Source organism: Adlercreutzia agrestimuris, from assembly GCF_943193125.1.
Lineage (GTDB): Bacteria > Actinomycetota > Coriobacteriia > Coriobacteriales > Eggerthellaceae > Xiamenia > Xiamenia agrestimuris.
The window spans coordinates 225202-244164 of record NZ_CALPCX010000003.1 but is presented as its reverse complement, the minus strand read 5'-3'; the positions used below and the strand labels follow the sequence as shown (position 1 = coordinate 244164).

Here is an 18963-nt window from a genome sequence, read left to right as displayed (position 1 = left end):
CTCATGAAGCATGTACTATCTGTTTTGGTTGAGAATAAACCAGGTGTACTTTCGCGCGTGACAGGATTAATTTCTCGACGCGGTTTTAACATTGAGTCGCTTTCTGTGGGTCCTACTGAAGATCCAACTATGTCGCGTGTGACAGCCATCGTTAAGGCTGACGAGGTGGCTTATGAGCAGATTACCAAGCAGCTCCATAAGCTGATTAGCGTATACAAAATCAGTGATCTTACTGATGAGGGAGCAATTGAGCGTGAGCTTGTTTTGTTTAAGGTCAACGCTCAGCCCGAACGACGTAATGAAATCATTGAAATAGCAAATGTCTTTCGCGCAAAAATTGTTGATGTGGGACGATCTTCGCTCACCATTGAGGCAACGGGAGATGAAAGCAAACTCAAAGGTATGGAGGATCTTTTCCGTGCTTATGGAATAAAAGAGATCATCCGTACCGGCAAGATTGCTATGTCACGAAATTCGAAAGAACAGTAACCAAAGGTATCACCAGTCAAGAGAAAGGAAACGAAACCATGGCTGTGACAATTTATTATGAGCAAGACGTTAATCCTGAGATCATCAAGGGACGCAAGATTGCCGTTATTGGCTACGGAAGTCAAGGTCATGCTCATGCACTTAACCTGATGGACTCAGGTTGTGATGTGCGTGTAGGTCTTCGTGAGGGTTCTGCTTCTTGGGCAAAAGCAGAAGAAGCCGGCTTGAAGGTGTGCACCATGGATCAAGCCGCTGAAGAGGCAGACTTTATCATGATGTTGGTGCCTGATGAATTACAAGGCAGTATCTATGCTGAGTTTATTGAACCGCATCTGAAAGAGGGGGATGCGCTTGCTTTCGCACATGGTTTCAACATTTTGTATGGCTTCATCAAGCCACCTGAGTTTGTAGATGTGGTTATGTGCGCTCCTAAAGGACCTGGTCATATTGTTCGCCGTCAATATACCCAAGGATCAGGTGTTCCTGATTTGGCCTGTGTTGGGCAGGATTATACGGGCAACGCGTGGGATTTGGTATTGTCATATTGTTGGGGTGTTGGTGGTGCGCGATCAGGCATCATTAAGGCAACCTTTAAGCAGGAAACTGAAGAGGATCTCTTTGGCGAACAAGCTGTTTTATGTGGCGGATTGGTTGAGTTGGTAAAGGCTGGTTTTGAAACGCTTGTTGAAGCGGGATATCCGCCTGAGTTGGCATATTTTGAGTGCTATCACGAAATGAAGATGATTGTTGATTTGATGTATGAGAGCGGCATTCACTTTATGAATTACTCCATCTCAAATACAGCCGAGTATGGTGAGTATTATGCCGGTCCGAAGGTTATTAATGATCAATCTCGAGAAGCCATGCGCGAGATTTTGGCGCGTATTCAAGATGGATCGTTTGCGCGTGACTTTATGGATGATTGCGAAAATGGCCATGCATGGCTTGAAGAGCGCCGCGAAGCCATCAATGACCATGAGATTGAGCGTACCGGCGAGCGTATTCGCTCTATGTTTACGTGGGTGAAGTCAAACTAAAGGGCTTGTAAGACTTCGTGTGCTTATGCTTTTGGACACCTCCGACTCGTTGAGGACCTTTGTTTTATGAGTTGGAGGTGTTGTGTACCGTAAATATCGGTCTCGTTATGCAAGATAGAGACACTAAAACGGTTTGCTCAGCTACACTATGAAAAAGTAGACATACCAACACTGTGATGAGAAGAGATAGGGGTTATGTTATGTCGAAAAAGGTGCTCGTAACCGATAAATTATCTGACGAAGGAATTGAGGTACTTCGTGATCGGGGATATGAGGTTGATGTTCGCCTTGACATGACAGAAGGTGATCTCTTAGAGACTATCCCAGCATATGAAGCTCTTATCGTTCGTTCGGCCACAAGCGTCACCAAAGAAGTTTTAGATCGTGCTGAGAATCTCAAGATTATTGGTCGTGCTGGTGTTACCACAGACAATATCGATATCGTTGCTGCCACAGATGCGGGAGTTATTGTTTGTAATGCACCCACCTCAAACATTGTGAGCACCGCAGAACATACCATGGCTTTGATGCTTGCTGCAGCAGGCTGTGTGCCGCAAGCAAACGCTTCAATGAAGGAAGGCAAATGGGAGCGCAATAAGTTCATAGGTACGGAACTTTTTGAGAAAACACTTGCCATTTTTGGATTGGGACGTATTGGTGGTTTGGTGGCAGAACGTGCGCGCGCGTTTGGCATGAATCTCATTGGCTATGATCCTTATTGCCGTCCTGAACGTGCTGAAGCTTTAGGTGTTGAGCTTTTTAGCAACATTGAAGAAGTGTTGCCTTTGGCGGATTTTATTACCGTGCACATGCCTAAAACGCCTGACACTATTGATATGTTTGGGCCTGATGAATTCGCCGCTATGAAAGATGGCGTAATCCTTGTGAATACTGCTCGCGGTGGCATATATAACGTGAAGTCATTGGCTGATTTTGTTGCAGCTGGAAAGATTGGAGCAGCTGCTATTGATATGTATGAGGTTGAACCTTGTCTTGAGTCACCTTTGCATGAGTTTGATAACGTCATTTTGACTCCGCGTATAGGCGCTGCAACACGTGAAGCACAGCGACGCGCTGCAGTTCAGATTGCAGAATATGTGGCAGCTGGTCTGGAAGGTTCACTTGTGCCAACGGCACTCAATATGACCCCAGTAGCTCCTGAGGCAGCAAGCAAAGTTGGACCATATGTTCCTGCCTGTCAGATGATGGGTCGTATTCTGGCGCAACTATCAACTTCGCTTCCGCATACTCTCTGCATCACCGCAGCCGGATCATTGGTTGGCACTGACATGTCTATGCTTGTAGCAGGTGCACTTTCGGGATTGTTGTCGTACAAGTCTGATTCGGTTGTGACACCGGTGAATGCTGAAGCGGTAGCGAATCGCCACGGTATTAGTACGACAACGGCTTTTGAGTATGACGCGCATGAATATGCTTCCATGGTGCGCATTGAGGCTGATGGTCAAGAGATCAGCGCTATGCTCTCCGGTCCTAGTGCTACTCCGCGCATTGTATCCCTTTTAGGATATCGTCTTGATATAGCTCCTGGCCTTACCTCACTGGTATTTGAGTATCCTGATGCAGCAGGCCGTATGGGTATTATTGGCACGATTTTAGGCGATGCAGGCATCAATATCACCACCATGCAAATTGGTGAAAAAGCAGACGAATCTTGTGTTTTAGTGTACATGAACATTGAGGGCGAGATAAGCGATGAGGTGCTTGCGCGTCTTCATGAAGAAATTAGTGATCTACAAAATCTTTGGGTTATCAAACTCTAAGTTGGTTTCTCGAACCAAACTAAACCATGATAAAATTATTCGCCTGACCTTCTTTGGTGATTGAAGGTTTTTTGAGAGGCGATCATCAATGTGATTAAGAAAGGACGTGCTCATTTATGACTCGCAAGATCGACATTTTTGACACGACGCTGCGCGATGGTGAGCAATCACCAGGCGCTTCTATGAATACTGAAGAAAAACTTGTCGTAGCGCGTCAACTACTACGTCTTAACGTTGATGTTATTGAGGCAGGCTTTCCAATTTCAAGCCCGGGAGATTTTGAATCAGTTCGCCGCATTGCTGAACTTGCAGGTGAGCAGGCTGTGGTTTGTGCGTTGACGCGTGCGGTAGAAAAAGATATTGACGCAGCCGCAGATGCACTGAAATACGCCAAGCGTCCGCGTATTCATACCGGCATCGGCGTAAGCCCATCTCATATGCGCGATAAATTGCGTATTACTGAGGATGAATGCGTTGAGCGTGCTATTAAATGCGTAAAGTATGCGCGTAACTATGTTGAGGATGTTCAGTTCTATGCTGAAGATGCTGGTCGATCTGACTACGATTTCTTGGTACGTGTTATTCAAGCAGTAGTAGATGCCGGTGCTACCGTAGTTAATATTCCTGATACCACAGGTTATTCATTGCCAGAGGAGTTTGGTAGTCGCATTAAGTATTTGGTTGACAATGTTAACGGTATTGATCGTGTAACTATTTCAGTCCATTGTCACAACGACTTAGGCATGGCAACTGCGCTGTCTTTGGCTGGTGTTAAGAATGGCGCACGCCAAGTTGAATGCACCATCAATGGATTGGGCGAACGCGCTGGTAATACCGCTATGGAAGAAGTGGTTATGTCAATCAAGATGCATCAAGATGAACTTGATGCACACACTGACATTAATACGCGCGAATTCATCAAAGCAAGCCGTTTGGTGAGCTCAATTACTGGTATGAATGTTCAAGCGAACAAGTCAATTGTTGGTGCAAATGCCTTTGCGCACTCATCCGGCATTCACCAGGATGGCGTTTTGAAAAAGCGCGATACCTATGAAATCATTGATCCCGCTGAAGTGGGTGCTGGTCAAAGCCAAATTGTTTTGACCGCACGTTCAGGTCATGCGGCATTAAAGCATCGCTTAGAAGAGCTTGGTTATGAGCTTAATGGTGATGCTCTTGATCAGGTGTATGAATCATTCTTGAATCTTGCTGATCGCAAGAAAGAGGTCTTTGATGAAGATCTCGAGAGTCTTATCAACGAGCATGATCGCGAAGAGCATGCGCTCTTTACTCTTGAATCGGTTCAGATCAGCTGTGGCTTCCCCTTGAAGCCAACGGCTACGGTAACACTTAAGAATCAAGCGGATCAAGTTGTTACGGCTTGTGACTTCGGTACTGGTCCTATTGATGCAGTATATAAGGCTGTTAATAAAATTGTTCAGGTTGACAATGAGCTTTCCGAGTTTTCGGTGCAATCAGTAACGCGTGGCATTGATGCTCTAGGTGAGGTTACCATTCGCGTAACAGCTCCTGACGGAGAGATCTACACCGGTCGCGGCGCTGACGGAGATATTATTGTTTCGTCAACTAAAGCATATCTGAACGCTTTAAATCGTTTGTTGATTGATAAGCAGGAGCGCAGGCGCGCATAATGAGTATTGTGTCAAACAATACGCTTCAGCAGAATGGGGTTGCCGCTAAAAACGGCAACCCTGTTGTTGTGATAGGTGCAGGATTGGCTGGAAGCGAAGCTGCACTGCAGTTGGCAGAACGTAATTATCAAGTGAAGCTTTTTGAAATGCGTCCTCAGATACAGACCGCAGTGCACAAAACAGATCAGTTTGCTGAATTGGTATGCTCTAACTCACTTAAGAGTACAAAGCCTGAGAGTGCTGCAGGGATGCTTAAATCAGAACTCGCATCTCTTAATTCATATCTTTATAAATACGCCTGCAAGCATGCCGTTGCCGCGGGAGGGGCGCTTGCGGTTAATAGAGAGTCTTACTCGCTTGAGATAACACAACTAATTGAGTCGCATCCGCTCATTGAGGTCCTGCGTTCAGAAGTGACAAGCATAGCTGATGTAACAAGAGACGCTTCAGCGGTAATAGTAGCATCGGGACCTCTTACTTCGGACGCTTTGGCTGCTGATCTGCAAACCATCACTGGCGAAGAACACATGGCATTTTATGATGCTGCAGCCCCCATCGTCATGGCTGATTCGCTTGATTTTGATAAGCTGTTTGTGCAAAGTCGATACGAAGAGTCAACTGAAGCGGCGGTGGGTGACTATCTTAATGCGCCTTTTACCCAAGATGAGTATGATGCCTTTATTCGCGAACTTATTGCTGCTGATCGTGTTATAGCGAAATCATTCGAGACTAAAGAGCTTTTTTCAGCATGCCAACCTATTGAAGAGATAGCACGCAAAGGTCATGATGCGCCTCGATTTGGAACGCTCAAGCCCGTTGGATTAACTGATCCACGTACTGGAAAACGTCCGTGGGCAGTGCTTCAGTTGAGAGCAGAAGATAAGCAAGGGCAAAGCTTTAATCTTGTTGGCTTTCAAACCAATTTGACATTCGGTGAGCAAAGACGCGTATTCCGTATGATTCCTGGGTTGGAACATGCCGAATTTGCGCGTTTTGGGGTTATGCACAGGAATACTTTTATCAATGCACCTCAATTGCTTGATAGGTCCTTGCGTCTTGTAACACAAAAGGCGGCAGAGTTGCCAGTTCCTGTTTTTGTTGCAGGTCAGCTAGCTGGTACTGAAGGATATGCTGAAGCCATACGGTCAGGCCTTCACGTTGCCCTTGAGGTCAGCGCCTATCTTCGTCAGATTGAAACACCGGTTGTACCTAAAGAGATGGTGTTTGGTGCGCTTTTAGCTTATGCTACCGATGCAAATACCGTAGATTATCAGCCAATGCATGTTAATTTTGGAATTATAGAACCGCTTGAAGTACGCATTAAAAATAAGGGACAACGGTATCAAGCATATGCAGAACGCGGCTTAGATGCATGTATGCGTTACTGCGAAGATTTGCGAAAACTTGGTCTTCTGTAAGAGAGTGAGTCAAAGTGGCTGAGTTGGAAGATATTCGTCAAGTAGGCGATGATGCAAACGCTGCAATCGAGGCATTTTGTTATGAGTTTAAGGCATCTCGCAATGTTTCTGAGCATACGCTTCGTGCTTATCGAAGTGACTTGTTTGATTATGCACGCTGGTGTGCGCGCGAGGAACTGGACATGGCGCGTGTGACTCATAGGCAGATGCGCCGCTACTTGAGTATGCTTGATGAGGCGCAATATCAGCGAAGTACAATTAATCGTAAGCTCTCTGCTCTTCGTACGTTTTATCAGTGGCTGTGTGTTACCGGTCGAAGCGAGTGTGACCCTGTTACAGTATTGCAGGGACCCAAACAACCCAAAACAATGCCGCATGTTTTGCAACCCAAAGATATGGTGAAGCTTCTTCGCGTGCATTCGGCATTTGATGCAGAGGGTAACCCGCGCAACCAATCTCTCAATGATGTTCGAGATCAAGCTATTCTTGAATTTCTCTATGCATGTGGCGCTCGTATTTCAGAAGCTTCATCGCTTTTGTTGTCGAATGTTGACTTTGCAGAAAAGCAAGTGAAGGTGCTTGGTAAGGGCTCAAAAGAACGTATTATTCCGCTTCATGATTTGGCGGTTTCGTCAATGCGTATTTATATGCATACTGCTCGAATGCAATTATTGGGTGCAAGTCATTCTGACTATTTTTTTGTATCGTCGCGTGGTAATCGAATGGGAACTGACGCTATGCGAAAAATGTTTAAAGCAACAGTTATTCAGGCAGGTCTTGATGAACGACTTACGCCTCATGACATGCGTCATACCTTTGCAACTGACTTGTTGGAGGGTGGGGCAGATTTGCGCAGTGTTCAAGAAATGCTTGGACATGCAAACCTCTCAACTACTCAGGTATATACTCACTTAAGTCCGAAACGCCTTCAAGAGGTACACGCGCAAGCGCATCCCCGTGCTTAGTGGTGTTTTTTGGTGGCATTTGGGTATCAGGGTCAATACTTGAACTAAACAGATTGTCATTTCACAAAACATTTATTGTTTTGCTCGCAACAATAGTATGAGTTGTATGAAATGCAGCTACCAACGGAGTAATTAACTCATAGCGTTGAAAGGAAAAACAATGAATAAAAAGCTCATTGCAACCATGTCAGCCGCTGCACTTGCATGCGGCTTGATGTTTGCGCTTACTGGTTGCGCTCAAGATGACGAGACAACTTCGCCTGAAGTGCCAACAACGCAAACCTCAACCGTCTCGCAAGGTCTGGAAGCAGGCTGGTCAGAAGACGATCAAGCAACAAACGAAAACCTTTCAGCTAATGCTGAAGGTATGGAAAAAACCGACAATGGTCAAGCTTCAACGGAAAATGAGGATCGTGAGACTCTTGTCGTGCAAGTAACCGAACTTGAAGGTTCAAAGGTAACCTGTATTGAGGGTAATGTTTTAGAGCCAAAAGAGGGCGGTGAAGGTTATGCCTTCCAGCCTGAGAATGAAGAAGCTATCACGTTTGAGAGTGATCAAGTAACCTACATTGATTCTATGGGTGACACGCTTCATGAAGTACCAACATTAAGCGTTGGTGATGTTATTGTTGTTGCAGGTCCTGCTTCTCAGGGCAACATTGCTGTTGAGACGGTTGAACTTCCTAATTTAGCTTACTTGGCAGGAGCATATGCTGAATAATGTTGGTAAGGTGTCTTCGCGCACCCTCATGATTATTGCTGGGTTTGTATGGCTTATAGCGGGAGTAAATGTTTTCGCTATGGGTATAGGCGCCTATTTAAACCAACAAGGTTGGATAACCTTAGTACTTATGGGTGGAACGCTAGTGATTTTTATCGCGTTCCACCTTTTCGTTTTTCGAAAAATGGTTCATAAGCACACCGAACGCATTACCAGCTATCAAGGAACGAAAACTGCATTTATAAAGTTTTTGGATAAACGCGGCTATCTTATTATGGCATGCATGATGGGTGGCGGTATTTTGCTTCGTGCAACAGGTATCGTGCCAAATTGGTTTATTGCCTTTTTTTATACCGGTTTAGGGGCAGCTTTGGCTATTGCTGGAGTATCTTTTTTGCGTCGTGCGTATCTTCATGCTCAGGCGCACTAAAATGAAAGCTTATAAGTTGGAAATGAATTATTTACCTATAAGGTGGCGTATGGCTGCAAGAGGATGCTTGGTAATCATGCGCGGTCCGCTATAACGCATTACTTTACATACGCGTTTTCTCATCTCGGGTTTATAACAATGGTAAGGACATTCATCACACGATGTTTTGGTCTCCATTTGTCGACACTTTAGCGTTCGTTCTACTGCGTATTCATCAAGTTGAGCACAGTGCTGGCAAACAGGTTCTTTGCAGTAAGCTTGGTGTTGACGTAAGGATTCATCGTGGTTTCCTGCACAATATAAAGCAACCATTTGAGAGATGGTTTTCATTTCGCGAAGACGACGCTTCTCTGTTTTTGTAGACGATGTGTTTGGCATAGTTGCTTTCTCGTCAGTTGAATGTGTTCACACTTTGTTGTCTTGAGCCTATCAAATTATTTGTTCCTTTTTTTAAAAAGGCGTCTCTCTCAATAAATCTCCATTCATATTTGTAAAACGTTTATGAACGTAAAACACGAACATATGTTTCGTTAGTGATATGAGTTAGAATAGAGCGAAACTTCAGTGAGCCAACAAATTGTATTTTGCTAAGACGGGTGAAAGTAATAAGTTATGGGTCAGAATGAGATTGTTATTAAGGGTGCTCGCGAGCACAACCTGAAAGATATAGATGTGACCATTCCGCGTGATGAATTGGTTGTAATTACTGGTTTGTCGGGTTCGGGTAAGTCTAGTCTTGCATTTGATACGATGTACGCAGAGGGTCAACGTCGCTATGTTGAGAGTCTGTCCAGTTATGCGCGTATGTTTTTGGGCCAGATGTCGAAGCCAGACTTAGACAGCATTGATGGTTTGTCACCAGCGGTATCAATTGATCAGAAGACAACATCTAAAAATCCGCGTTCAACCGTTGGTACTACAACTGAAATCTATGACTATTTGCGTCTGCTCTTTGCACGTGTTGGTATTCCACATTGTCCTGAATGTGGCCGCGTTATTAAAAAGCAGACCACCGATCAGGTGACTGATGAAATTATGGCACTTGCTCCCGATGCAAAAGCCATAATAATGGCACCTGTAGTAGCAGGGCGCAAAGGTGAATTTACTAAGCTCTTCGCCGATCTACAAAAAGAAGGTTTTAGTCGTGTTCGTGTCGATGGGGAGATTGTTAAACTTGCATCAGAGCCCCTTACGCTTAATAAGAAATACAAGCACTTTATTGATGTTGTAGTTGACCGCGTCCAACTCAAGGATAGTGCACAAAGCCGCATAGCAGAGGCGGTAGAGTTAGCTACAAAACTTGCAGATGGACGTGTACTCGTACAAGTTTTAGATAAAGAAGGAAATCAGCTAGGAGAAAGTGGCGGTAAATCTTCTGGAGCAACGGGTGGTCTGGGTGCAGGAGAACATTTATTTTCGCTTGCGCTTGCTTGCCCAGAACACGGTCATTCAATGGACGAATTGCAACCTCGAGATTTTAGTTTCAATGCCCCCTATGGTGCTTGTCCTGATTGTTTGGGTATTGGAAGCAGGGAAGAGGTTGATCCGAGCTTAATTGTTCCGGACCCTTCGCTTTCTCTTAATGAAGGTGTTATTGCTCCTTTTAAAAGTGGAAATTATTATCCACAAGTACTTCGTGCAGTAGCAGAGTCTGTTGGCGTGACAGCGGATACACCTTGGGAAGACATGCCTAAAAAGGCACAGAAAGCATTGCTTTATGGTTTAGGTGACAAGAAGATTCGCGTTGATTACGTGACAGTAGATGGTCGTGAAACGTATTGGTATATAGAATGGGAAGGTGTTGTTGCTGCGGTTGAGCGCAGGTATCAAGAAGCGCAAAGTGATTCGCAGCGAGAAAAGCTTGCAAGTTACTTTTCAATTAATCCTTGTCAAACCTGTCATGGTAAGCGTCTGAAGCCGGAAATTCTGGCAGTTACTATTCAGAATTGCTCTATTTATGATGTCACCAAAATGAGTGCTGCTGAATCGCTTCGATATTTTCAAGAGCTCCATTTTGAAGGTGCAGAAGAATCAATTGCGGGTCCGATAGTAAAAGAGATAAAAGCAAGATTAAAGTTTTTGGTGGATGTCGGTCTTGATTACCTCACGCTTGACCGAGCAACCGCAACTCTTTCAGGCGGAGAGGCGCAGCGTATTCGTCTTGCAACGCAAATTGGCGCTGGCTTGATGGGTGTTCTGTATATCTTGGACGAGCCTTCTATTGGCTTGCATCAGCGTGACAATGAGCGGCTTATTTCAACGTTGGAACACTTGCGAGATTTAGGTAACACCGTCATTGTGGTTGAACATGACGAAGATACTATTCGTGCAGCAGACTTTGTAATTGACATGGGGCCTGGTGCTGGTGAGCATGGAGGCGAAGTTGTTGCGTGTGGAACTCCGGAAGAAATCTTAGCAGCCGATCACTCTCTTACAGCAGATTATCTGAGTGGACGCCGTCGAATTGCAGTACCGCATACCAGGCGAAATCCACAACGTGGTGAACTCAAGTTAATTGGAGCTACTGAAAACAACTTGCAAGATGTCTCTATTGGAGTGCCTTTTGGCACTTTGACGGTTGTTACGGGAGTCTCGGGATCGGGGAAGAGCTCTCTTATTACTGATACCTTGGCGCCTGCACTAGCAAATCGTGTGAATCATGCTCATCGTAAGACGGGAGTTTATAAAAAGATTACCGGCGTGGATAAGATTGATAAGGTAATCAATATTGATCAGAGCCCTATTGGTCGTACCCCTCGATCCAATCCTGCAACTTATATTGGGTTATGGGATGATATCCGTGCCTTGTTTGCTAGTACACAAGAGTCAAAAGCGCGTGGTTATGGGCCAGGTCGTTTTAGCTTTAATGTGAATGGCGGAAGATGTGAGGCGTGTAAAGGTGACGGTCAAATAAAGATCGAAATGCACTTCTTGCCTGATATTTTTGTGCCATGTGAAGTGTGTGAGGGTCGTCGCTATAATCGTGAAACCTTACAAGTCACCTATCGTGGAAAGAATATTTCTGATGTCCTTGATATGACCGTTGAAGATGCATTAGCTTTTTTCGAGAACATTCCTGGAATTAAAAGAAAATTGCAAACACTTCACGATGTAGGTCTTGGATATATTCGCCTTGGACAACCTGCTACGACACTATCAGGTGGTGAAGCTCAGCGCGTTAAACTTGCAAGCGAGTTGCAAAAAAGACAAACAGGTAAGACCTTTTATATTCTGGATGAACCAACTACGGGTTTGCATTTTGAGGATGTTCGACAATTGCTTGAAGTTCTCCAGCGCTTAGTGGACGCAGGAAATACGGTTTTAGTTATTGAGCATAATTTAGATGTCGTGAAAAGCGCTGATTACATCATTGATTTGGGACCCGAAGGAGGCAATCGTGGTGGCACCATTGTTGCAACTGGTACCCCAGAAGAGGTTGCACAAATAGAACAGAGCTATACTGGTCACTTCTTAAAGCGCATACTTGTTGATAATTCAGTGCATGATACAGTGCTCGAAGCATTGGCTGAAGTAGATGGTGATGAATAAAATAAATTCTTAGGTGTTCTGTCACCTAACCTTCAGGAGTAACTATGGTCTCCTAGGGTAAAATATCTACCTATCTTTTACATTAATTCGTCCTGCGTCCGCTTTGAGTTGGGCGTGGGACGAATGTGGTTACATGATAAAAGGAGTTTGTTTTGAAGTATCGGAAGGCATGCGAACAAGATATTGATCGCATCATGGAAATTCTTACTGATGGCAAGCATTCTTTGGGACTTCTCAATATTGACCAATGGCAAGGTGACTATCCTAAGAGAGAGATTGTTCAATCTGATGTAGACCAAGGAGCTTCTTTTGTCGTTGAGGACAACGATCATATTATTGGTACTGCAATGACAAGCTATAATGGAGAAAGCATATACGATGCCATTCAGGGATCATGGCTTACTTCTTCTACTTCTCAAGACCCGCGTTATGTAGTTATCCATCGTGTTGCAGTAGCAAGAGATAGCCTTGGAAAAGGTGTGGCACGCTTCTTGCTTTCTGAAGCTGAAGCAGCGGCGCGTAAACTCGGTTGCGAGAGCGTTCGAATTGATACTCACGAGGGAAACACCCCGATGCGCTCTTTGCTAACAAAGTTGGGATATTCTGAGTGTGGTATCGTACTTATTGAACATGCCGAGGAGGCAACTCCTGAGCGTGTTGCTTACGAAAAGATCTTGTAACTGACTGTTAAAGCAGAAAAGAAGCCTGTTTATATGACCTCACATCAGCGAGAAAAAATAGCTCTGATTGTTTTTGCTCTGCTTATTGTATTGAGCCTTTTTGGCTTGTGTTGGTATCTTGTAGCAGGTCATTCGTGGAACGTAGCTGCTTCGAACATTGATGATACTTTCGGCGAGATGGACGGTTATACAGCCATTGTCTTTCCAGGGACGGTAGACCCTGCTTTAATGGATGTAGAAAGCGAGCCAAAAGATTCAGTCAATAAGCGTATTAATCCAGATCCCATAGATCAAAAAGATCTCAAAAAAAGTGAAGAGGGTAGCAGCAATCAAACGCTGTCGTCCACAAAAGGCAAAGATAAACCAGATGAATCGGAGCATGCGCGTACAAAAGTGCCTAATACCGCTAAAGAAGAACTTGAGAATAGTGATGAAGCAGGTGAAGGAAGCTTAGACGAACTAACAAGTAGTTCGCTCTCTGAAAAAGAGCCCCTTACCCTTGAAGCGATTATGGATTCTTATGAAGAAAAAGGCGCATCAGTATTTAAGCTTGAAACCGATAATCTTGCTTATTACGAAGACGGCATGATTCTTAAAAGACAAGGACATCGTTATGGTGTCTTTAGCGTAGATCCGCTTATGCCCTATAAGGCAATAGAGGATAAGGTTGCTTATTTTGATTCATATAACGTTGATTTTATTGTTGCAATAACGCCATCAACTGCGCTCGTTTCTCGGGTAGCAGGAATTGATATTGTTATTACCACTTCAAACGAGAAACTGTTTGCTATGGGAGAGACTATCGATGGCACCTTTTATGTCAACGCTCCTCTTGAAGGAGAAGTGGGTGTCATTTTGGTTTCTCCAAGTAATGTGGTGTCTGCAAAAGTTGTCTCTTGATATCACTTTACGATAAGTTCGTTATTTACAAAAAGTGCCTCTTTAACAGGACTTATGTAGAGTCATGGTTTTGCATGACAAAGAAATTGTCCAGTTCAGGATTTTGCATGATAGACAAAGCCTCTACGCATTTGGCATGATGTGCTCATCGAATTGAGCGAATGTAGTTAATGTTGTTACATCGCAATAACAATCACCTAAATGAGGAGGAAACCTGATGAAGCTTTTGGGCTTAGGCGTACCTGAGTTATTAATTATCTTAGCGGTTGCACTGCTTATCTTTGGACCAAAGAATCTTCCAAAACTTGGAGCTTCTTTGGGCAAGACGGTCAAAGGCTTGCGTGATGGTCTTGGCGGAGATAAGACAGTAGAAGAGGATGAAGACGAAATCATCATGGAAGAAGAAGAGTATGAGGAGGAAGAAGTAACTGCTCCTCCCAAGAAACTCAAGGCTGTTAAGAAAACATCTGCTTCTTCCTAAGGAATCAATCGCAATACGCTCATTTATTTTCTAGATTTCACCCGCACAAGATAAGCCGAAAGCTGACTAAGGAGCTTTCGGCTTTTTTGCTGTCTTCTCCTGTTAGAGCTTTTTTGTGTGCAAGCACTGATATTTGGTTCAAAGCCTGATCAATCAACTATCATAAAGAGGTTCTTGAGTTTGCAAGGGAGGAGATAGGTGCGCGAAAAGAGTATGACAAGCAATGCTACCTCTCAGCGCATAGATAAGACGATATCTCCTCGTACGTGGTGGATGAGTGTTATTGGTTTTGCATGTAATCAAGCTTTTATGCTTTCGCTCATTTATCTCGGGCAAAATTACGCTGTTAGTTTAAACGGGCTTGTATTTGAGAGAATAGATCTGTTTGTTGCCCTTGCAGGCATGCTTGTTAGTTTTAGGTTTATCCGTTCAGCATCCACCAAGGCTCGCCAAGCACTTTTTTCTTATTCGCTCATGGTGTGTTTTTCTGTTCTCATGACTATTGGTTCGTTGGTAAGATTTGCTGACCCCAATAATTTTGTTGTCATTATGCTTGAAAGTATGCTTGTTGGAATCTCGGCGGGCTTTATGCTTGCATGTTGGGGTGGCGCATTAGGAACATTACCCCTGAACGGTTCTGTTAGGGCAATATTTACTTCATTTTGCCTTGCTGCGCTTTTATCACTTGTTGTGAGACTAATTCCTTTTTCGGGATCTCAAATATTTATATGCTTTACTCCTTTGATTAGCGTTGCCATGCTCTATCCGTCCTGCGCGAAGATGAGGGCAACCATGAGCTCAGCTGAAACGGTGAGCAATAATCAAAGTCAGCATAACGGCGTTAATGAGATGCCAGTTGAGATTTCTCATGATATCGTCAACGATTCATCACACAAACTCTCACTTGGAGACATCTTTTCAACTAAAGAGCAGCGCAGAGAGGTTAATCGACTCTCGCGAAAGGTGCTAGTGGGAACCGCACTGTTTGGTGTAGCTTCGGGATTTATGCAAACTTTTGACTCAGTGCCACAAGAGTTTGTTACACCATATTTCACTTCAACCTTAATCATGCTTGTCCTTTTTTGCATTGCAGCACTTCAGATGGTCCCTCGTGCAGATGCTCAACAAGCACGTCAAGCAGAACAAGGAAGTACACTTTATCGGATTGCCTTATTGGTTATGATGGCAGGATTTTTATTTCTGCCGGTGCTGGGAGCTTTTGGGGTACCGGGCGAAGCCATTGTGCAAGCTGGATACTTAGGCCTAGTGAGCGTTATGCTCTCTCTCTTTATGATGATTTCAAATGTTACTAATCAATATCCTGCGGTGATGTTTTCACGAGGGCTCTTTGCACTATACCTAGGCGTCATGGTTGGTATTCTTATTGGTTGTTTTATCGAATCAGTGCCGCTTTCTGGTGAATTACCTTATATGTTGGCTGCGTGTTCTGGCTTGAGCGCACTGTATTCATATATGTTTCTTTTTACTGAGCACGATTTCGTTAAGCTCACTCGTATTGTTGATGACGTCCGCCGCTTTGATGAAATTTGTACGATTATCTCAACGAAAGCAGGGCTTTCTAAACGAGAAGCAGAATTGTTGCCACTAGCGCTAAAGGGAAGAACAGGAGAGCGCATAGCCGCTGAACTCTATATTTCAAAAAGCACCGTTGAGACACATCTTCGCCGCATTTATCAAAAAACGGGCGTTAAAAACAGACAAGAACTTATTGATATATCAGAGCGCATTGCACAGGGCGAAGAGGAGTTGTTGACACAATGAATTATGATGCATTTGCCGATACACTTTCGCGCGTAGTACCTGGTGTTTCCATTCGACGTCATGTTCCGCTTGCTGAACTAACTACCTTCCAGATTGGCGGTCCTGCAAATATTGTCGTCGAGCCTGTTTCGCAAGCAGAAGTGGTTGGTGTGGTGAGAACCTGTATTGCTGCGGGTGTAAGTTATCGCATTATAGGTTTGGGTTCTGATTTGCTGGTTTCTGACAATGGCATTGATGATGTGCTTATTCGCTTGGCTGAGAATTTTTCCAAGATTACGCACATGAATAATCCGACCATACGCCAGGATGCATTGAAATCACAGCGGAGTCGCATTGCTATCCAAGAAAAGATTCCCCAACACGTGATCTATGTTGAAGCAGGTGCCTCAAATGCTACTGTAGCTGATGCGGCATGCACGTGGGGGCTTTCTGGTTTTGAATTTGCTTGCGGAATTCCGGGAACCATTGGCGGGGCAGCTATTATGAACGCAGGTGCCTACGATGGTGACTTTAGTAACGTTGCGCTAAAAGTACGCTGTATTGATTCGCTGGGGCATGTGGTAGAGGTGGACAACAGCCAAGCCGGATGGTCATATAGGCATTCAATGATGGATATGCGTGGCCATGTTGTATTGGGGGCATATCTTGCTCTACAAGAAGAAGACAGCGAAGTTATTGCTTATAAAATGCAAGATTTTCAGGCTCGTCGTAGTGAGAAGCAACCTCTTGAGATGCCCAGTGCGGGAAGTACCTTTAAACGCCCGGAAGGTTATTTCGCAGGAAAACTCATTCAAGATGCTGGCTTGCGCGGTTATAGCGTGGGAGGCGCACAGGTTTCTGAGAAACATACAGGCTTTGTAGTTAATGCAAATAATGCTTCTGCTCAAGATGTATGTGAATTAATCGCACAAGTACAGCAGCGAGTATATGAGCATTCAGGCGTAAGGCTTGAACCCGAAGTACGCATGTGGGGCTTTAATTAAAAGAGTTTTAAGCAGAGAGGTAGTGTGAATGGAGTTATTTGAACTCGTATTGTTGTTGCTTGGTGCGGTGCTTTTGTCTACGGTGTTTGCCGAGATGATACCACGAGTATCCCTTCCACTTGTTCAAATAGCTCTTGGTCTTGTAGCTGCACTTTTTTGGGCACACCCTACCGATATACAAGTAGATCCTGAACTGTTTTTGGTGCTCTTTATTGCGCCTCTTCTTTTCGATGAATCTCGGCATGCAAATAGGCGCGCACTTTGGAATAACCGTGGTGCCATTCTCTCGCTGGCTATAGGGTTGGTCATTGCAACTGTCTTAATTGTGGGATTCACCCTCAATTGGCTTGTGCCTTCTATTCCTTTAGCGGCTGCTTTCGCGCTTGGTGCTGCGCTTGGCCCAACTGACGCTGTTGCAGTTACCTCATTGGCTAAAGACATTAAACTGACACCGCGCCAGCAAGCACTCTTGTCAGGTGAAGCTCTTATTAACGACGCTTCAGGTGTAGTTTCATTTCAGTTTGCTATTGCTGCTGCGGTAACAGGTACTTTTTCGCTTTTTGATGCGAGCGTTTCATTCCTTATTTCATTTTTTGGCGGGATTGCGCTTGGTCTGTTGCTCGGTTTTGTAGCGGTAGTCTTACTGCGTTTCTTACGCAGACAAGGCTTAGAGAGCACAACTACTCATGTGGTGTTTGAAGTGTTTATACCTTTCGTTGTCTTTTTGCTTGCTGAGCATGCAGGAACGAGCGGCATCTTAGCTGTTGTTGCAGCGGGATTGCTCATGACGTTCTATCCACAGAAGAATGCTTCTGAAGCGGGAGATCTTAAGGTGGTTTCCTCAAGTGTGTGGGATGTTCTCGTTTTTGTAATTAACGGCGTTGTCTTTGTTTTACTGGGTATGGAGCTGATGCTGTTTGTATCGCCAACAATTGAGTCAAGCGGAATGTCGCGTATGCTCTTGCTTGGTTCGGTGTTGTTGGTAACTTTTTTGGTTCTTGCGATACGCTTCATCTGGGTATTTGTCCTAGACTCGTTACAAAAAGACGCGGAAGGAAAGCGTCTTGGATATACGCGTGCAGTAGCAAAAGATGCGTTGGTAACCACTCTTGCAGGTCCGAAGGGTGCTGTAACATTGTCTATTGCGTTTACCATTCCATATATTATTTCTTCAGGGATACCCTTTCCGCATCGAAATGACCTCATCTTTTTGGCATCAGGTGTGATTGTTGTAACGCTTTTACTGGCGAATTTTGTCGTGCCGCTGCTTGCACCAAAAGATGCTGAAGATTGCGCGGTAAGTTGTGAAGCGGAAGTGGCTATTCTTCGCGCTGTTATTAAAAAGCTCCAAGAGAAACAAGATACCGATAATCCTGATTTAGCGCTCATAGCCGTGATTCGTAACTATGAAGAAAGAATAGCAAATATCTTGCGTGGTGAGGTGGATTCTGAGTTATTGCGTAAGCTGCGCATTGAGGTTGTATCGCATCAAATTCTTTATGTTGACGAAGTCCTTGACTCAGGCACATTGGATACTTCAATTTGCGAGAGTTATCTCAATCGATTGCTACGCGTGAGAAGACGCCTACAAGGCAGACGGGGCGAAGAGTATGCGCTTCAACCGCGTTATCGCATTAAGGCAGGCAATATTGCACGCTATTCGGTTCGTCGTGCTTTTAAAAAAGCCGAGAAGCTTGCCGAAGAGCAGGTGGAACGTCGAAGCCTCATGGAAGGCGCCGAGCAGGTAGCCATTGTGTATTTGAAAGGGTTGCATACGCGCGATGATAAAGAGCGAGCTCGCGCGGTGCGTTATTTGCTCTCTGAGCATTGCTCCATGTTGCGTATGTTACGCGCTGCGGATTCAGCCGCCAATGCTGCGCAAGAGTCTGAGGTGCTTGGGACAGATGCGCTCACATTTATTCCGCAGTTTGATCCGGCGAACCTTCGTCATCATATTGACGAAGTTGAAGCAGAAGCACTCCGTCTTGAGTTAGGACAGATTCAGCGTTTACAAGATGAGGGTGCAATTGGGAGAAAGTCTGCCCGCGAATTGCGTGAACAGGTGTATTTGCGCCAAATGGCATTGTCGGAATAA

Annotated in this window: 16 protein-coding genes; 15 read left to right on the top strand and 1 reads right to left on the bottom strand. The window is 44.6% G+C overall.

Going from position 1 to position 18963, the window contains the following annotated elements:
- Positions 1 to 3: 3 nt before the first annotated feature.
- The 8 genes from ilvN to NFR28_RS06625 all read left to right on the top strand — a co-directional run bounded on the left by ilvN (position 4) and on the right by NFR28_RS06625 (position 8493).
- The gene (ilvN, locus tag NFR28_RS06660) at positions 4 to 489 is read left to right on the top strand and encodes an acetolactate synthase small subunit (protein ID WP_120360516.1); all 486 of its coding nucleotides are present in this window, start codon (positions 4 to 6) and stop codon (positions 487 to 489) included.
- 38 nt (positions 490 to 527) lie between these two features.
- Positions 528 to 1526, top strand: coding sequence for a ketol-acid reductoisomerase (gene ilvC, locus NFR28_RS06655; RefSeq protein WP_251179052.1), 999 nt, complete (start codon positions 528 to 530; stop codon positions 1524 to 1526).
- A 200-nt stretch (positions 1527 to 1726) separates the two neighbouring features.
- Complete coding sequence (serA, locus tag NFR28_RS06650; protein ID WP_251179051.1) at positions 1727 to 3307, top strand: phosphoglycerate dehydrogenase; 1581 nt, start codon at positions 1727 to 1729, stop codon at positions 3305 to 3307.
- Between the two features lie 116 nt (positions 3308 to 3423).
- Complete coding sequence (locus NFR28_RS06645; protein ID WP_251179050.1) at positions 3424 to 4959, top strand: 2-isopropylmalate synthase; 1536 nt, start codon at positions 3424 to 3426, stop codon at positions 4957 to 4959.
- Positions 4959 to 6377 carry a methylenetetrahydrofolate--tRNA-(uracil(54)-C(5))-methyltransferase (FADH(2)-oxidizing) TrmFO gene (gene trmFO, locus NFR28_RS06640; RefSeq protein ID WP_251179049.1) on the top strand — a complete coding sequence of 473 codons (1419 nt, stop codon included), beginning with the start codon at positions 4959 to 4961 and terminating at the stop codon, positions 6375 to 6377. Before NFR28_RS06645 ends, trmFO begins: the two co-directional genes overlap by 1 nt.
- A 14-nt stretch (positions 6378 to 6391) precedes the next feature.
- The gene (locus tag NFR28_RS06635; protein WP_251179048.1) at positions 6392 to 7342 is read left to right on the top strand and encodes a tyrosine recombinase; all 951 of its coding nucleotides are present in this window, start codon (positions 6392 to 6394) and stop codon (positions 7340 to 7342) included.
- Between the two features lie 160 nt (positions 7343 to 7502).
- Entirely contained in the window at positions 7503 to 8063 is a 561-nt protein-coding gene (locus NFR28_RS06630) for a hypothetical protein (RefSeq protein WP_251179047.1), read from the top strand.
- Positions 8053 to 8493: a hypothetical protein gene (locus NFR28_RS06625; RefSeq protein WP_251179046.1), complete on the top strand. Its 441-nt coding sequence runs from the start codon at positions 8053 to 8055 to the stop codon at positions 8491 to 8493. Before NFR28_RS06630 ends, NFR28_RS06625 begins: the two co-directional genes overlap by 11 nt.
- A 27-nt stretch (positions 8494 to 8520) precedes the next feature.
- On the opposite strand, the gene NFR28_RS06620 is transcribed toward NFR28_RS06625, so the two are convergent.
- Positions 8521 to 8871, bottom strand: a complete 351-nt coding sequence (locus NFR28_RS06620; RefSeq protein ID WP_275556972.1) for a nitrous oxide-stimulated promoter family protein — start codon at positions 8869 to 8871, stop codon at positions 8521 to 8523.
- Between the two features lie 234 nt (positions 8872 to 9105).
- Between NFR28_RS06620 and uvrA the strand changes: the two genes are divergently transcribed.
- From uvrA to NFR28_RS06585, 7 genes are all read left to right on the top strand, one after another.
- Complete coding sequence (uvrA, locus tag NFR28_RS06615) at positions 9106 to 12042, top strand: excinuclease ABC subunit UvrA (RefSeq protein ID WP_251179045.1); 2937 nt, start codon at positions 9106 to 9108, stop codon at positions 12040 to 12042.
- 152 nt (positions 12043 to 12194) lie between these two features.
- Positions 12195 to 12722, top strand: a complete 528-nt coding sequence (locus NFR28_RS06610) for a GNAT family N-acetyltransferase (RefSeq protein WP_251179044.1) — start codon at positions 12195 to 12197, stop codon at positions 12720 to 12722.
- 33 nt (positions 12723 to 12755) lie between these two features.
- A complete protein-coding gene (locus tag NFR28_RS06605; RefSeq protein ID WP_251179043.1) occupies positions 12756 to 13622 on the top strand; it encodes an alcohol dehydrogenase in 867 nt (288 codons plus the stop codon).
- A 217-nt stretch (positions 13623 to 13839) separates the two neighbouring features.
- Positions 13840 to 14103, top strand: coding sequence for a twin-arginine translocase TatA/TatE family subunit (tatA, locus tag NFR28_RS06600; RefSeq protein WP_251179042.1), 264 nt, complete (start codon positions 13840 to 13842; stop codon positions 14101 to 14103).
- Positions 14104 to 14301: 198 nt separating this feature from the next.
- Positions 14302 to 15885: a helix-turn-helix transcriptional regulator gene (locus tag NFR28_RS06595; protein WP_251179041.1), complete on the top strand. Its 1584-nt coding sequence runs from the start codon at positions 14302 to 14304 to the stop codon at positions 15883 to 15885.
- Positions 15882 to 16868, top strand: coding sequence for a UDP-N-acetylmuramate dehydrogenase (gene murB / locus NFR28_RS06590; RefSeq protein ID WP_251179040.1), 987 nt, complete (start codon positions 15882 to 15884; stop codon positions 16866 to 16868). Before NFR28_RS06595 ends, murB begins: the two co-directional genes overlap by 4 nt.
- A 28-nt stretch (positions 16869 to 16896) precedes the next feature.
- The gene (locus tag NFR28_RS06585) at positions 16897 to 18963 is read left to right on the top strand and encodes a Na+/H+ antiporter (RefSeq protein ID WP_251179039.1); all 2067 of its coding nucleotides are present in this window, start codon (positions 16897 to 16899) and stop codon (positions 18961 to 18963) included.

Excerpts from the sequence above, each read along its gene's own strand:
- trmFO (WP_251179049.1), top strand. The coding sequence starts at position 4,959 with ATGAGTATTGTGTCAAACAATACGCTTCAGCAGAATGGGGTTGCCGCT.
- ilvN (WP_120360516.1), top strand. The coding sequence starts at position 4 with ATGAAGCATGTACTATCTGTTTTGGTTGAGAATAAACCAGGTGTACTT.
- NFR28_RS06605 (WP_251179043.1), top strand. The coding sequence starts at position 12,756 with ATGACCTCACATCAGCGAGAAAAAATAGCTCTGATTGTTTTTGCTCTG.
- NFR28_RS06620 (WP_275556972.1), bottom strand. The coding sequence starts at position 8,871 with ATGCCAAACACATCGTCTACAAAAACAGAGAAGCGTCGTCTTCGCGAA.
- uvrA (WP_251179045.1), top strand. The coding sequence starts at position 9,106 with ATGGGTCAGAATGAGATTGTTATTAAGGGTGCTCGCGAGCACAACCTG.
- NFR28_RS06645 (WP_251179050.1), top strand. The coding sequence starts at position 3,424 with ATGACTCGCAAGATCGACATTTTTGACACGACGCTGCGCGATGGTGAG.
- NFR28_RS06625 (WP_251179046.1), top strand. The coding sequence starts at position 8,053 with ATGCTGAATAATGTTGGTAAGGTGTCTTCGCGCACCCTCATGATTATT.
- tatA (WP_251179042.1), top strand. The coding sequence starts at position 13,840 with ATGAAGCTTTTGGGCTTAGGCGTACCTGAGTTATTAATTATCTTAGCG.
- ilvC (WP_251179052.1), top strand. The coding sequence starts at position 528 with ATGGCTGTGACAATTTATTATGAGCAAGACGTTAATCCTGAGATCATC.
- serA (WP_251179051.1), top strand. The coding sequence starts at position 1,727 with ATGTCGAAAAAGGTGCTCGTAACCGATAAATTATCTGACGAAGGAATT.
- murB (WP_251179040.1), top strand. The coding sequence starts at position 15,882 with ATGAATTATGATGCATTTGCCGATACACTTTCGCGCGTAGTACCTGGT.
- NFR28_RS06585 (WP_251179039.1), top strand. The coding sequence starts at position 16,897 with ATGGAGTTATTTGAACTCGTATTGTTGTTGCTTGGTGCGGTGCTTTTG.
- NFR28_RS06630 (WP_251179047.1), top strand. The coding sequence starts at position 7,503 with ATGAATAAAAAGCTCATTGCAACCATGTCAGCCGCTGCACTTGCATGC.